The following is a 14,636-nucleotide window of genomic DNA, read 5'->3' on the forward strand; positions in this document are numbered from 1 at the left end:
GTCAAAAACGTAACGTTCGACGGCAGGTGAAAACTCATCTGATGTGAGTGTTCCTTCAGGAAAATAGACGCCTGTCTCCCGAAGCGAATCTGCTTCACTCAACTGTTGCAAGAACGAAACCGCTTCACCGAGGCCCGACTCGATTTGCCCTAGCCCGTCGTTCGCTTCGCCGACACCTGTCGCGAGTTGCGATAATCCGGTGCTAAGTTCACCAACCTGAGACCCTTGCGCATTCAATGCGGACGCGGCTTCACTGATGCCCGATTCGATTTGTGTGAGCCCTGCCGACACTTGACCGAGCTGTCCGACTGCAGCAGGGATGTTTTGAGTCGCTGTCAATCCTTGGCCAATGAGTCCAAGCTGACCATTCAACTGATTCAGCCCAGCTGCTGCTTCTGCAAGCGGTGCCCCGGCATCGGTTGAACCGCTTGGCAATTGTCCGACGACCGCGTTCAGCCCTTGCTCGATTTCGTCTAACCCGGCCTGGACATCACCGAGACCCGTCTGTGCATCAGACAAGCCTTCACTGAGTTCACCGAGTTGCGTGTCGACATAGAAATCGTCGATGACTTCACCAGTCGGGCGTGTGAGGGCACGTACGCCGCTCACTCCATCGACTTTTTCGAGCTCACTTGCGAACATTTCAATGTATGGGACTTCCGATTCTGTAATGGCTTGATCTTGTTTCAAAATGATTTGTACCGGAAGGGATTCCCCTTGACCGAACCCTTCTGAAATCAAATTCAGTCCACGAACCGAATCGTACCCGTCTCCAATCTCATCGACCGTATTGAACGAACGGGCATCGTCATACGTGAACAGGACTGGCACCGTAATCAATCCAACGACCAAAATCGATATGAACGGGCGATTGACCGACAATCGGCTCAATCCAGCCCAGAGCTTGCTATCATGATGCTCGCCTGCTTTCTTCGATGGCCAGAACAGTCGTTGCTTGAGCGTCGCCATAAAGAATGGGACGACCGTGAAGAGAATCAACAGCAACACCGCAATTCCGACTGCGACAGCGACGGCTGATTTGAAGATTGGAAAATCTGCAAATCCGATGGCCGCGAAACCGACGAAGACCGCGAGCCCACTGATCAAGACCGTCCGTCCTGCCGTCTTATATGTGTTGACGATTGCGTCTTCAATCGCATGCCCCGCACTCAGTTCCTCTTTATATCGGCTAAGAAGCAGGATACAGTAGTCTGTCCCGATCCCGAACAAGATGGCCACGAGGAATATTTGTGTGTAATTCGATACCGGGAATCCGAACCAATCCACAAAGAACGCGACAAATGATTGGCTCAACAGATACGTGAAGCCGACCGCGATGAGTGGAATGAACGGGGTCACGATAGAACGGAACACAAGGAGCAACAATCCAAAAATCAATACGACCGTGATGATTTCCGTCTTTTTCAATCCTTCTTGGGCACTCAAGTTCACATCATTGTTAATAATCTCTTCCCCAGTGATATATACGGTTTCCTCTTGCGGGAGCACGTTTTCACGGACATCATCGGCGAACGCATTGATTTCTTCTGTCGTACCTTCGACCGTGATCGGGACGAGGACGATGCGTCCGTCTTCAGAGACGAGCTGTGCCTCTGTCTCCTCACTTTCAAACGGATCGAGAACATCCGTCACGACCGTTTCATTCTGTCTAAGCTCTTCGATGACACGAGCGACATCCGTTCGCTCGGTTTCGCCGATCGACTCGAACTCGTAGACGAGCGAGATGGTTTTATCACTCTTCCCGGCTTCATCTAAAATCGCTTGTGCACGCTGAGAGTCCATATCGTCCGCTAGCTGAAAACTACCAGCTTCTTCTGCTTGCTTTGTTAAGTTCGGTGCTACGACAAATAGTGCCGCCGTCAATATGATAAGGGAAATGAGGATTCCCCAACGCCATTGAATGATTTTATGCACGCGTTATTCCTCCCCGATTCGGAGCAATTGTTTTATTTTCCGGAATGTCCGGACAAATTGCTCAATTTCAATTTCGTCTACTTCTCCATCGATGAGGGATTCTACATATCGATAGACGGCACCGTCCACTTCCTCGACGAGCCGCTTTCCTTCTGAGGTCAATTCAATCAATCGTTCGCGCTGGTCTTGTCCACGTCGGCTCGTGACAAGTTCTTTTTCGACCAGTTTTTTGAGTCGATTCGAGACCGCACTTTTATGGACACCTTGCTTTTGTGCCAGTTGCCCAGCAGGGGTCGGTCCAAATTGATCGAGCAACTTTAAGAGTTGGAGTTGTTCACGCGAATACTCACGCCAGACATCTCCTTCCATCGCTTCGATGACATGTTCCGTCCCATGGAACATCACTTCTTCAAATAACTGTACGGCTTCGCGCATCAATGCTTTCATTTTTAGTTTACCCCCTAAACTAGATGGTTATAGTTTATGCCCTAAACTAAATGACGTCAAATAAAAAGACCGATAAGGAGAATCCTATCGGCGCAACATATCAGTCGTATTTTATCCGATCCATGTGATCAACCCTTCTTGCTTTTGTGACGCGGATGAAAAAATCGCTTTCAATTCCTCGAACTGTTCGAGCAAGTATTGCTTCTCCTCACTTCCCCACCCTCTCTCGAATGGGTAAAGTTCATGCGCATTCATCCTCGTCGCCTCATAACGTGATTCAAGGGCATCTCGTTCGATATAGTGAAGTCGGGTCGTTAAGTCCTTCACTTCTGCTGACGTCAAATAGGCCGTCCCTGTCTCCTCTTCGATTACCATTCCGCCGAAAATCGTTCTACCGAGGGAGTGACGATCAATGTCGTCCAAGTCCGCTTCTCCGGTCAGCAAAAAGTACAGTCCGTGCCACGCTTTATCGATATCCGATTGTCTTTCCTCGTACGTGTACAATTCCTCGAAATAATCAGGTTCATCAAGTAGCCGCGCCAACTCATCATCTGTTACTCGCAAGTAAGTTCCAATCATCCCCATATGAGTGCCCCTCTCCAGTTCGTTTGTCTGTCTATTCGTCATCAAAACGAAAAAACCTTCCGTAGAAGGTTTAAACGATTGCCTCGGCGACACGTAGACCAGATAAATAGGCACTCTCAAATCGAGTACGTCCGGATGGATCATCCGCTTCAAGAAAGATATCGCCAGCTAAATAGATGGGATGATGGCTTACTCGATAAAACGGTTCATGCCACACGTCTTTCGCTTGCGCATAGCGCCACCGTTTCAACTGCCGTGACACGATGTCGATATCGCCAACTTCCTCCCGGAATAACCGCTCGACTTCTGCAAGTGTCTCCTCTTCTGGTCGCTCATACCACTCCTCACTCCACGCTTCTTCCATATAGACGCTGATGAGCGAGGTCGCAGTAATCCCTTTTTGCTGATTATTGATCACCTTCAACAATCCAGGTGTCAGGTCATGATCGAGAATCCCATCTGCCCCAATCTGTACATCACCCGTACATTCAAAAAGACCGACGAACGTCGGCGCATACACGAGACGTCGCAAGGAAGGTTTGACCTGATTAACCAAACTCCCGAGTAATTCGAACGATTGCGGAAGCGGTGCCGTCATCACGATTCGGTCGTATGAACGTTTCGTCACATCTGTCTTCACGCTGATGGTACCATCCTCTTCTATGTGAACGTGCTCCACATGTTCATTCAAGTGTACCGTCAATCCCTCAGCAAGATGCTTGGCGAGTCCATTCATACCATCCGTCCCCACGTATCGCGGATAAGGATCCGCATACCAGACACGCACCCAGTTCGCACTCATCCACGACTGTACCTCGCGTTTGAGTTCTTCCCCACGTACGGTGAAATAGACGGCCCCGTGATCCGCTTGTCCGTCACCGATTCGACGAGTCGCCAAACGTCCCCCGACGCTTTGACTCTTTTCAATCAATTCAACCGTATGACCTCGACGTGCGAGTTCACGCGCTGCGATGATTCCGCTCAGACCAGCCCCAATGATTCCAATCTTCATTCAGCATTTCCCCTTTCCTTCATGAAGATTGTAGCATGCTCATTCCTTTCAACCTCTATCTAATATGCTTCAGGCTGGTTTGTTCCATTGTTCGTCGTACACCCGACGCGAGTCTTCATACATGACAGCGAAACGTGCAACGACGAATGGACGAATCAGAACCGTCGCAATCGATAGGGAGAATGCGGCAAGTAAAACCGAATTCACGACCATAAATAACGTGAAACCAATCAAATAAATCGGGATGAACGGTAAAATTAGTTTAAATGCGTCCCACTTCCGACCATGCATCAACGCGCGTGACTTCGTGATCGATTCTCTGACCGATAATGCTGGCTCATCTCGCAAAATAAAGTACGAGAACGCGTAAGAGAAGAATTTCATGATTCCCGGAACAATGAACAATAGTGTCCAAAGCGTCTGGAGGATGGCTAGTAGGATGACTGCCGTCACATGCTTACCAAATCGTTCTTTCATCGGTCGAAACACATCACGAAACTCCGCGTCTTGTCCGCGAATGATTGAAAGAATGACCCAGTGATACCCGATGATGATTGGATATAGCATAAAGGATACAACCATCGTACTTACAAGGAATACAATCGCCTGTAACGAACCGGCTTTCGCCCCGTAAAGTGTCGGGTCGAATATTGCAATAAACTCTAATATAATGGCACAAAGAAACGACCAGGCTAATAGTAGACCTCGTTTCCCATTGATTGCTTCATGTGTCCGTTCTGTCCATGTTTGAACCATTTTCTAGTCTCCCCCTGAATGATTTATCTTATATACGCTATATCGTTCAAATACGTTTCATGTTCACACAAAAAAAGCAGAGATTCACTCTGCTCGTTCGTCCGCTCGATATTCTAGTATGTCCCCCGGTTGACAGTCGAGCGCTTCACAAATCGCTTCGAGCGTCGAAAAACGAATCGCTTTTGCTTTTCCATTCTTTAAAATCGACAAGTTTGCCATGGTGATCCCGACCCGCTCCGATAGTTCTGTCACACTCATTTTCCGCTTCGCTAACATCACATCTAGATTCACAATCATCGCCATGTTCTCACCTCAGACCGTCAAATCGATTTCTTGTTTCATATCAATGGCTCGCTTTAATAATTTCTGTAACAACTCAGCAAAGACGGCAATGACAAATGCGGCGAACACGAAGACGAACCCGATGACTAAGAAACCTGGGGAATCATCACGTTCAGCGAACCAATAGAAGAACGGAAGTAACGCCGTATAGATGACCGTGATGGTCAATGCGCAATACTTGATCACTCGAAGTACTTTCACCGCTTCATAGGAGAACGCCTCATTCCGGTCAATTAATCCTAGCAAGGTAAATGTCTGGAACAGAGCCACAAAATAGGGGACTGCCGCCACATACATCCCCACGAGAATCGGACGCATCGAATTCGCAATCCACCCTCCGCTCTCGGTTGCGTCTCGCCAAAGAAACGGAAGTAAAAAGATACAGGCTGCAAGAATCGGAAGGGCTAAGACAATCACCGATAGTTTCAAGAAGACGGTTTCTCGTTTCACCTGTCATACACCTCACTCATTTTATTTCCTTTATCATACGCCCTTATTTATCGCTTATCAATAAATATTTATCGAAAAAAATAGACCACGAGATGTACTCGAGGTCTACTTCATTCATTTCATCGCTTCTAGTTCACTTTCGGTCACCCATTTATGGTTTGTGACCTCTTCTCCATCTTCCGTCGTGTAATCCACCATATAAACCGTCGTCTCTTCAGCCATATCAATTGTCGCTTCTGCGCCATCCATGCCCTCCATGTGATCAGCGGCCAATACGACTTGTTCACCTTCTGCTAATGGCGCGTCGCCCGGATTCTCGAGCTCCTCATGGATCACCCATTTGTGATTCTCTACCGGATCACCGCCTGTCGTCGGTGTATAACTGACTGCGTATACAGTCGTATCATACGCACCGACAATCGTGGCTTCGACACCTTCCATCCCTGGCATATGATCCGCTGTCATCATCGCTGTCGACCCGACCGGATATGTCGGATCATTCGCTTCCATCAGTCCGTCTGGTATCTCTCCAGTCCCCGAGTGGTCCATTGCCGAATGGTCCATGCTTTGTTCTTCTGACATTTCCATCGATGTATCGTCTGCCGTATCCCCACATGCAGCCAATGATGTAGCGAGGATCATGACACCTAATCCTGTCATCCATTTTTTCTGTTTCATCGAATCTCTCCTTTATTCATGCTCATGTTGATTTTACCCGCTCTTTCGGGGAAACAGACATTTTTGAGAGCATTGCGATGATTTGTTAACTGACTGCAACAAAAAAGGCCAAAATCCCGAAAGATTCTGGCCATGGAAGATTATTCAACTGTTACAGACTTCGCCAAGTTACGTGGCTTGTCGACATCACAGTCGCGGGCAAGTGCCGCATAGTACGAGATGAGTTGAAGTGGAAGAACCGTCACGAGTGGCGTGAGAAGTGGTTCAACACGTGGAAGAACGAATGCATCGTTCTCGTGCTCCATGCCTTCCATTGAAATCGTACAAGCTACTGCACCACGCGCCACAACTTCTTTGATGTTTCCACGAATGTTGAGGTGTGTGTTCGGTTGAGACACAAGCGTGATGACCGGTGTTCCATCTTCAATCAACGCGATCGGTCCGTGTTTGAGTTCCCCACCTGGGTATCCTTCTGCTTGGATGTATGAGATTTCTTTGAGCTTCAATGCGCCTTCAAGACCTACATATGAATCCAATCCACGTCCGAGGAAGAATGCGTTACGTGATTCTTTCAAGAACTTATCAGCAAGCTCTTCAAAGATTTCTTTTTGTGCCATAATCGAGTCCATCGTTGTTGCAACGAGTGCGAGCTCTTGCATCAAATCAAACGGAAGTTTCTTCCCGTTCGCACGAGCGATGTCGTATGCGAGAATCGCGAGGACGGCGATCTGTGCCGTGTACGCTTTCGTCGAGGCGACGGCGATCTCCGGTCCTGCGTGAAGGAGCATCGTCTCGTTCGCTTCACGCGAGAGTGTCGATCCTGCTACGTTTGTCAACGTGAGCGCTTTATGGCCAAGCTTTTTCACTTCGACGAGGACGGCACGGCTGTCCGCTGTCTCACCTGATTGTGAGATGAAGAGGAAGAGTGGCTTCTCTGTCAAAAGTGGCATGTTGTAACCGAACTCTGACGCGACGTGTACTTCAGTCGGTACACCTGCGACGCGTTCAATCAATTGTTTCCCAACAAGACCAGCGTGGTAGCTTGTACCACACGCGACGATATAGACGCGATCCGCTTCCGAGACGAGCTCGCGCACGCCGTCCGTGAGTTCGATGTCACCGTTCTCGTTCTGGTAGTGCTGGATGATGTTGCGGATGACGGCAGGCTGCTCGTCCATCTCCTTCAACATGTAGTGCGCGTACGTGCCCTTCTCGATGTCTGACGCGTCGATCTCGGCCGTGTACGGTGCACGCTCGAGTACTTCGCCGTCGAGCGTCTTGATCGTCGCCGACTCACGCGTGAGTATGACGATCTCGCCGTCATGGAGCTCGAGGTACTGGTCTGTCACCTGGAGCATCGCCATCGCATCCGATGCGACGACGTTGAACGTGCCGTCACCGAGTCCGACGAGAAGTGGTGACTTGTTCTTCCCGATATAGAGGCGCTCTTTGTCCTCTGAGTCGATCATCGCGATCGCGTATGAACCGTGGAGGTCCGAGAGCGTCTTGCGGAACGCCGCCTCGACGTCACCGAGCTCGACGAAGTGCTTCTCCATGAGCTGGACGATGACTTCCGTGTCCGTCTCTGAAAGGAACGGGACGTCAAGCGTCTTCTTGATGATTTCGTCGTTCTCGATCACGCCGTTATGCACGAGCGTGAAGCGTCCTGTCGTACTTTGGTGCGGGTGGGCGTTCGGTACGCTCGGTACCCCGTGTGTCGCCCAACGTGTGTGGCCGATTCCAATCGTGCCGTCTACTTCTGCTGGGATGATTTCGCGTAGCGCAGCGATGCGACCGACTTCTTTGTGAACGTTGACATTTTCATGCATCAACGCAAGACCTGCCGAGTCATAACCACGGTACTCGAGTTTTTCAAGACCTTTGAGAAGGACTTCCTTCGCTCCGGTATTCCCAATCATTCCTACAATTCCACACATAAACAAATCTCCTCTATTCTTCGATTTCTCGAAAAAGGAAACGGGCTTTTTCTAAGAGCTGTCAACACACGCTTCTTTGTCCGTCCGGTCACCCGGGCGTTTTAAAAGTGTGCTTTTCGTCGTGACAGGCGACGAGGAGGCATCCGCCGAAATCTCGATAACCTCCAACCTCGTCAACTCCGCAGAGTTCTGGCGCTTGTTCGTACTCTTGTGTCCTTCCGTTTCCAAGGTCACGCTCTTAATAGTACAAATCACACCCCCATTCGTCAAGAAGAACCATTGTTTTCTCGATGACAAAACGGAAACAAAAAGGGAATCCAACGTTGGATTCCCTTGTGTTATTCCCGGTTTCTGAAAAATTATCCTTCTACGCCGTAATCTTCACGCACGACTTGCGCGATTTTTTCAACGTAACGGTCACATTCTTCCGCTGTCGGCGCTTCTGCCATGACACGGACGAGTGGCTCTGTTCCAGATGCACGGACGAGAATTCGACCGTTCCCAGCCATTTCCGCTTCCGCTTCTTGAATCGTCGCGAGCACACGCTCTCCATTCATTGCATCATTCTTATTCGTCACACGAATGTTGACGAGCTTTTGCGGATAAACCGGCATCTCAGCTGCCAATTCAGAAAGTTTACGACCTGTCGACTTGACGATTTCCGCCAATTGGACGCCTGATAACATCCCATCACCCGTTGTCGAGTGATCGAGGAAAATCAAGTGACCCGACTGTTCGCCACCGAGTGTGTATTGATGTTTCTTCATTTCTTCTACAACGTAACGGTCTCCAACTGCTGTTTGAAGCGCCGTCATGCCCGCTTCTTCTACAGCTTTATGGAAGCCAAGGTTACTCATGACCGTCGCGACAATTGTGTTGTCTTTCAAACGACCTTTTTCACTCAAGTATTTCCCGCAGATGTACATGATTTTGTCTCCATCCACGATATCACCGTTCTCATCAATCGCAATCAAACGGTCTCCATCACCATCAAAGGCAAGACCCATATCCGCTCCTTTTTCACGAACGAACTCAGCCAAGTGCTCAGGGTGTGTCGAGCCGACACCTTCGTTGATGTTCAATCCGTTCGGCGAGTTTCCGATTGTCGACACGTTCGCCTCAAGGTCAGCGAAGAGACGCGCTGCAAGACCACTCGTTGCACCATGTGCGCAATCAAGAGCGATGTGAAGACCATCGAAGTCCTCTTCTACAGTCTGTTTCAACATTTGGAGATACTTTTGAGCACCTTCATAATAATCTGAAACGAAACCAAGATCTTTTCCAGTCGGACGTGGGAGTGTATCTTCTGCAGCGTCCAAAATGTCTTCGATTTCTTGCTCGGTTGCGTCATCTAATTTGAAACCATCGCTACCGAAGAATTTGATGCCGTTGTCTGCCACGGGGTTATGCGATGCCGAGATCATGACTCCCGCTGTCGCATCTAATGACTTCGTCAAGTAAGCGACCCCAGGTGTCGAGATGACACCGAGACGCATGACTTCTGCACCGATTGAAAGAAGACCCGCAATCAATGCACCCTCTAACATATGTCCTGAGATTCGTGTGTCACGACCAATCAAGACTTTTGGCTGTTCGCCTTCTGGCAAATGTTTCGAGAGCACGTAGCCACCCGCACGACCTAAACGATATGCTAATTCCGCAGTCAACTCAGAGTTCGCAACACCGCGAACTCCATCTGTTCCAAAATATTTACCCATAAGATTAAATCCTCACTTTTGTATGATTGAACATCTTTATTGAATAGAAGATGTTTCTGTTTCTTCATCGACGCTTGTCAATTGAACATCGATTGTTTTTGGCGAAATGACAGTCACGCCTTTTGGTACTTCATAATCTACATCTACCGCGTGTGTCCCACTCGGTAAACCTGTTAAATCTAAGGTTACATTGACACTGTTCGAGGAGATGTTCTCTAGAAGGGATCGTTTTCCCGACAATGTCACACTGACAACTTCTTGCGTTTGAACCGTATAATTCGTTCGGTCATACCCACGAACATTGACCGGAACCGTCAATCGAATCCGTTCCGTCAATTCACCCGTGTCATCTTTCGACTCGTCGTTGGGACGAATCAACACTTGGACTTCGACTTCTTTTTTACCGAGAGATGTCGCTCCTTCTGGAAGGCGGAGGGTAGCATTTAACTTTTCAGACTTCGTTAAGTCATCCAGCTCAATGGGTTCCGTTTCGATTGTTTCGAGTGCATCGAGCACTTCTTTTGGTGCAAAGACACGGACTTCCGTCTCACCTAACAACGTATCGACTAGTCGGAAGTCATCCGCCACTTCTCCGCTCGTAACGACCTCGATTGGGATCATCGCACTTTGATCATAAATCGGTACGGTGACATTGATGATATTCGGGTCGACCGACACGTTCAATGGGTTTCCATTCGCATCTAAAATAGTCGGGGGAATTTCTCGTGTAAACGTCTGACTTTGATTCGCAACGTCTACATTCAATGTGATTTCTTTGACGTTTTGAATCCGACTTGCGCCTCCCGTGACTTTCACAGTAGACGGTTCGATTTCGACATCACCAGCTACTTTCCCGTCCGGTAACTGATCTTTGTTTAATAAGTTGACAGATACCGGCACTTCAATCGTTTGCTTCCGGTCAATATAGATTTCGACAGTCTCTCGGTCTAACTTGACGTTGACGTCGCCACCGAATCCTCGTGCCTCGACCGGAACACGGTGAAAGCCCGTCCCGAGGTTCGTCAAGTCGACGAATACCTGATAATCTTTCACCAATTTGGTCATCGTTAAACTACTGGACGGACCTTGAAGCTCAACGCCCATCTCTTCCGGTACATTATATGCGACATACTGCACCTCATCAAAAAACACTTCGACCGGCACATCGAGCGTCATGGAACTCTGTCCGACGATCGGCAGCGCGCTCGACGCATTGTTTGAAGAGCTGGTCTCAGCGACCATTAAGTATAAAAGGACGGCTAAAGCAAGTGCGATGAAGCGGAGAAACCATTTATGTTGTAACCACTGATCAATCACTTACTTATCCCCTCCTTTTTTACCGAAGAACGAGAGGGTCGCCTCTTTTTCTTCGATGACGAGTTCTTGAATTAATTTGTTGCGTAGCGCTTCTTCATCCAATTCGCGATACAGACGTCCTGCAATCGCAAGGGAGACCGCTCCCGTTTCTTCTGAGACGGTAAGGGTGACACTGTCTGTCACTTCACTGACGCCGATAGCTGCACGGTGACGCGTCCCGAGCGCTTTATCGATGTGTGGACTTTCAGAGAGCGGTAAATAACAAGCTGCCGCTGCAATCTTCCCGTCTTGAATAATCATCGCCCCATCATGAAGCGGCGTGTTTGGAATGAATAAGTTAATAATCAACTGTGACGTAATATGTGAGTCCATCCGAATGCCTGTCTCGACATATTCATTGAGTCCCGTATCGCGTTCGATGGCAATCAATGCACCGATTCGCCGTTTGGACATATATTGCGCAGAACTGACGATGGCTTCAATCATTTGTCGTTGTTGCTCTTCGTCACTTGTTCCCGTACGTCCAAATAAATTGCTCGTTCGTCCGAGATGTTCAAGACCACGTCTCAACTCAGGTTGAAAGATAATGATGATTCCAAGAAGACCATACGTAATCACCTGATTTAGCAAGAACTGGAGCGTCTTCAATCCGAAGAAACCGCTCAAGAACCAACTGACCAGGATGATCGAGATCCCTTTGATTAACTGAACTGCTTTTGTCCCACGTACAATCATCATTAACTTATAAATAACGTACGTGACGACGACGATATCTAAAACATCATTCAAATAATCGTACCAATGTACGTTTTCTGAAAGATTTAAAAATGAGAAAAATGATACTTGTTCAAGTAGCGGCAAATGCTCCCCTCCTTAACTACCTAGCTAAATCGTGCAAGTTCCATTATATCATCAATTCCGTCTAGACGCATTGCGTCACTTCAAAACGAAACCAGATTGAAACGAAAAAAAAAGACGCTAGATGCGTCTTTAGAATAGTTGTTTCATCGAATACCAAATCCACTCGAACATTTGGTCAATTTGTTCAAGCTCACCTGTCACTTGACCGGCACTAGCTAAATACGCACGACCATTCACAGCGGTCGCGTCACCTTTGACCGTTCCTTCGATTCGTAAATCGCCACCTTGAACGGTGATATCCTTCTCGACCGTTACACCGGCTGGCACAATGACTTCGTTCTCTGACACGACAACCCCTGGTACTTTTGTATAGGTCATCGTCTCAGATGCACTGTTCCAGAGTCCAAGTGTCGCGCTAGACATTAGACTGAAGAACAGGACCGCCGCGATTAAAGCCGGGTGTCGTTGTAGCCAAGCGATTTGTTTCGAGTGCGGTTTTCGTTCTTTTCGGATTGGTTTTGATAACGGAACGACCGTATCGGGTGCTTTTTGTACAGGTGCTTCAGGCAAAGCGGCCATCACACGTGCAGTAAAATCGGCTGATAACTTTGGACGAGGCAATGCTTTCAGTTCTGCATCGATTCGTTCATATTGTAGATACGACTTGTATAATTCATCGTCTTCTAACAATTGACGCAATTCGTCAGATTCTTCGGGCAAAACGCCATCTTCCAAATATTGTTGTACTTTTTCTTCAGGAGTCAATTGAACCCCTCCCTATTTTGAAAGATTGTTTTTAACATTTCTCTTCCCCGGAAGATCCTTGTTTTAACCGTTGCGACCGGCATGTCGATCATCACGCTGATTTCTTTTAATGACAAATCATCCACATACTTTAGGAGTAAAGGAATACGATATTTGTCGGGGAGTTGCTTGATCGCTTCATGCATCTCACTTCGAATTTCGCGATGAACCACTTGGGCATCGGGTTGGGGCGCTTCATCAGCTAAGTGGTCTTGATAGGTCAAACCGTCTGTACCTGCAATTTCGGCATCCATCGAATACTCCGGTTTTCGTTTCCTCAATCGATCGATGGCAACGTTCGTTGTGATTCGATAGAGCCACGTTTTGAACTTATATTGTGCGTCATACGTATCGATTCGTGTATACGCACGAATGAACGCTTCTTGGGCAGCGTCTTCCGCTTCGCCACGATCATACAAAATTTTATAGGCGATTGCAAAGACGCCATCCTTGTATAGTTCTACCAGTTCGGCAAACGAATCGTGATTCCCCGCCCTCAATTCATCTACCAAACGGGTGGTCAGCCGTTCCATCAATCCACTTCCCCTCTCCGCTACACATGCGGTCATTTCTATATACGTCTCATAATTAAAATGGTTTCATTTAAAATAAAAAAAGTTTCCATTCCCATTGTAGCAAACGGGTTTGGAAACTGTAAGGAAATCAGACTGTCTCGCCTTCCAATAACAGGTTTTCTTTTGATTTTATAATCGTTTCGCACAGACGATACGCTAAATTTGCCGTCATATCTTCTCGGTCTAACATCGGATTCAATTCAACGAGTTCGACAGCAATCAAATCTTCGGCTTTCATGGCTTCTGTTAAAATCGCTTTGGCCTCGACTTCTGTCAGACCACCATCAACCGGTGTCCCAGTGCCAGGTACAAGTGATGCATCTAAGCTATCCATATCAAAACTGATATAGAAACGATTGACGCGTTCACGTAGATAATTCAATGCTTCTTGCATGATGATATCGACACCACGCGTTCGCACTTCTTCTACAGTAATGACTTTGATGCCAAGTCGATTAATCTCGTTCATTTCCCCTTCATCGATATCACGAAGTGCGATGTATACTAAATGCTCCGGTGATAACTTCGGCTCACGTCCGCCCACCTCTGTCAGACGAACATCACCCATGCCCATCGCAGCCGCAAGCGGCATTCCATGAATGTTGCCGGATGGTGAAGTTTCTCCGGTATTCAAGTCAGCATGGGCATCTACCCAAATGACACCGTATGATCCTGTTTGTGCCAACCCAGCGAGTGTACCGATTGCCATACTATGATCGCCCCCAACGATCAATGGAAATCGATTTGCTGTAATCTCACGATGCACAACTTCTGCTAATTCGGTGACTGTGTGTAGGACACCATCGACTCGCTTCAAGTGTTCCTCATTTTCACGAATTTCAGATTCCGGTAACACGCGTATCTTATGTTTGACCGTTTCCGATGGCAAGAGTGTCTCCATCCCTAATTCGTTTAATTTTGCTGGTCCTTGGTCAACCCCAAGTTTCCCTTGACCGTATCGCAGCGGTACATGAATATATGACCATTGCATTCCCATTCCCCCTTTGAACGCTTGATAACTAAATTGTAAACGCTATCATCCGTTTGGTTCAACTCGGCAATACAATGAATAAACATACAAAAAGGCAGCCTGAATGGTGGCAGGCTGCCTTTCTCTGTACTCTCATTTGAATGGTTCATGGTTTTAGGCAAAAAAAAACTTAAGTCATCACTAACTTAAGAAACAAACATATGGTGGAGCCTAGCGGGATCGAACCGC

General features: G+C 47.8%; 15 protein-coding genes. All 15 read right to left on the reverse strand.

What is annotated here, in order from left to right; all coding sequences use genetic code 11:
• A partial coding sequence (locus ON063_RS12495; RefSeq protein WP_274665358.1) for an MMPL family transporter occupies positions 1-1,935 on the reverse strand: 1,935 nt, incomplete at its 3' end.
• A 3-nt stretch (positions 1,936-1,938) separates the two neighbouring features.
• Positions 1,939-2,382, reverse strand: coding sequence for a MarR family winged helix-turn-helix transcriptional regulator (locus ON063_RS12500; RefSeq protein ID WP_214785181.1), 444 nt, complete (start codon positions 2,380-2,382; stop codon positions 1,939-1,941).
• 111 nt (positions 2,383-2,493) lie between these two features.
• Complete coding sequence (locus tag ON063_RS12505) at positions 2,494-2,967, reverse strand: YfbM family protein (protein WP_274665359.1); 474 nt, start codon at positions 2,965-2,967, stop codon at positions 2,494-2,496.
• Between the two features lie 70 nt (positions 2,968-3,037).
• The gene (locus tag ON063_RS12510; protein ID WP_274665360.1) at positions 3,038-3,979 is read right to left on the reverse strand and encodes an NAD(P)/FAD-dependent oxidoreductase; all 942 of its coding nucleotides are present in this window, start codon (positions 3,977-3,979) and stop codon (positions 3,038-3,040) included.
• A gap of 69 nt (positions 3,980-4,048) precedes the next feature.
• Positions 4,049-4,735 (reverse strand): DUF975 family protein, encoded by a 687-nt coding sequence (locus tag ON063_RS12515; protein WP_274665361.1) that lies wholly within the window; start codon positions 4,733-4,735, stop codon positions 4,049-4,051.
• A gap of 84 nt (positions 4,736-4,819) precedes the next feature.
• The gene (locus ON063_RS12520) at positions 4,820-5,038 is read right to left on the reverse strand and encodes a helix-turn-helix domain-containing protein (protein WP_012727632.1); all 219 of its coding nucleotides are present in this window, start codon (positions 5,036-5,038) and stop codon (positions 4,820-4,822) included.
• Positions 5,039-5,047: 9 nt separating this feature from the next.
• Positions 5,048-5,527 (reverse strand): DUF2975 domain-containing protein, encoded by a 480-nt coding sequence (locus ON063_RS12525; RefSeq protein WP_274665362.1) that lies wholly within the window; start codon positions 5,525-5,527, stop codon positions 5,048-5,050.
• 114 nt (positions 5,528-5,641) lie between these two features.
• Positions 5,642-6,205, reverse strand: a complete 564-nt coding sequence (locus tag ON063_RS12530; RefSeq protein ID WP_274665363.1) for a YdhK family protein — start codon at positions 6,203-6,205, stop codon at positions 5,642-5,644.
• 140 nt (positions 6,206-6,345) lie between these two features.
• Positions 6,346-8,142, reverse strand: coding sequence for a glutamine--fructose-6-phosphate transaminase (isomerizing) (gene glmS / locus ON063_RS12535; protein ID WP_074035350.1), 1,797 nt, complete (start codon positions 8,140-8,142; stop codon positions 6,346-6,348).
• Between the two features lie 359 nt (positions 8,143-8,501).
• A complete protein-coding gene (gene glmM / locus ON063_RS12540) occupies positions 8,502-9,860 on the reverse strand; it encodes a phosphoglucosamine mutase (RefSeq protein WP_074035349.1) in 1,359 nt (452 codons plus the stop codon).
• Positions 9,861-9,896: 36 nt separating this feature from the next.
• Positions 9,897-11,177 carry a CdaR family protein gene (locus ON063_RS12545; RefSeq protein WP_274665364.1) on the reverse strand — a complete coding sequence of 427 codons (1,281 nt, stop codon included), beginning with the start codon at positions 11,175-11,177 and terminating at the stop codon, positions 9,897-9,899.
• Complete coding sequence (cdaA, locus tag ON063_RS12550) at positions 11,178-12,038, reverse strand: diadenylate cyclase CdaA (protein WP_214697362.1); 861 nt, start codon at positions 12,036-12,038, stop codon at positions 11,178-11,180.
• 129 nt (positions 12,039-12,167) lie between these two features.
• Positions 12,168-12,803, reverse strand: coding sequence for an RseA family anti-sigma factor (locus ON063_RS12555; protein ID WP_214697364.1), 636 nt, complete (start codon positions 12,801-12,803; stop codon positions 12,168-12,170).
• A complete protein-coding gene (gene sigW, locus ON063_RS12560) occupies positions 12,800-13,375 on the reverse strand; it encodes an RNA polymerase sigma factor SigW (RefSeq protein ID WP_012727640.1) in 576 nt (191 codons plus the stop codon). Before sigW ends, ON063_RS12555 begins: the two co-directional genes overlap by 4 nt.
• A 130-nt stretch (positions 13,376-13,505) precedes the next feature.
• Positions 13,506-14,408 (reverse strand): arginase, encoded by a 903-nt coding sequence (gene rocF / locus ON063_RS12565; RefSeq protein WP_274665365.1) that lies wholly within the window; start codon positions 14,406-14,408, stop codon positions 13,506-13,508.
• Positions 14,409-14,636: the final 228 nt, after the last annotated feature.

Source organism: Exiguobacterium sp. B2(2022), from assembly GCF_028823655.1.
In the GTDB taxonomy this organism is placed as follows: Bacteria; Bacillota; Bacilli; order Exiguobacteriales; family Exiguobacteriaceae; genus Exiguobacterium; species Exiguobacterium aestuarii_A.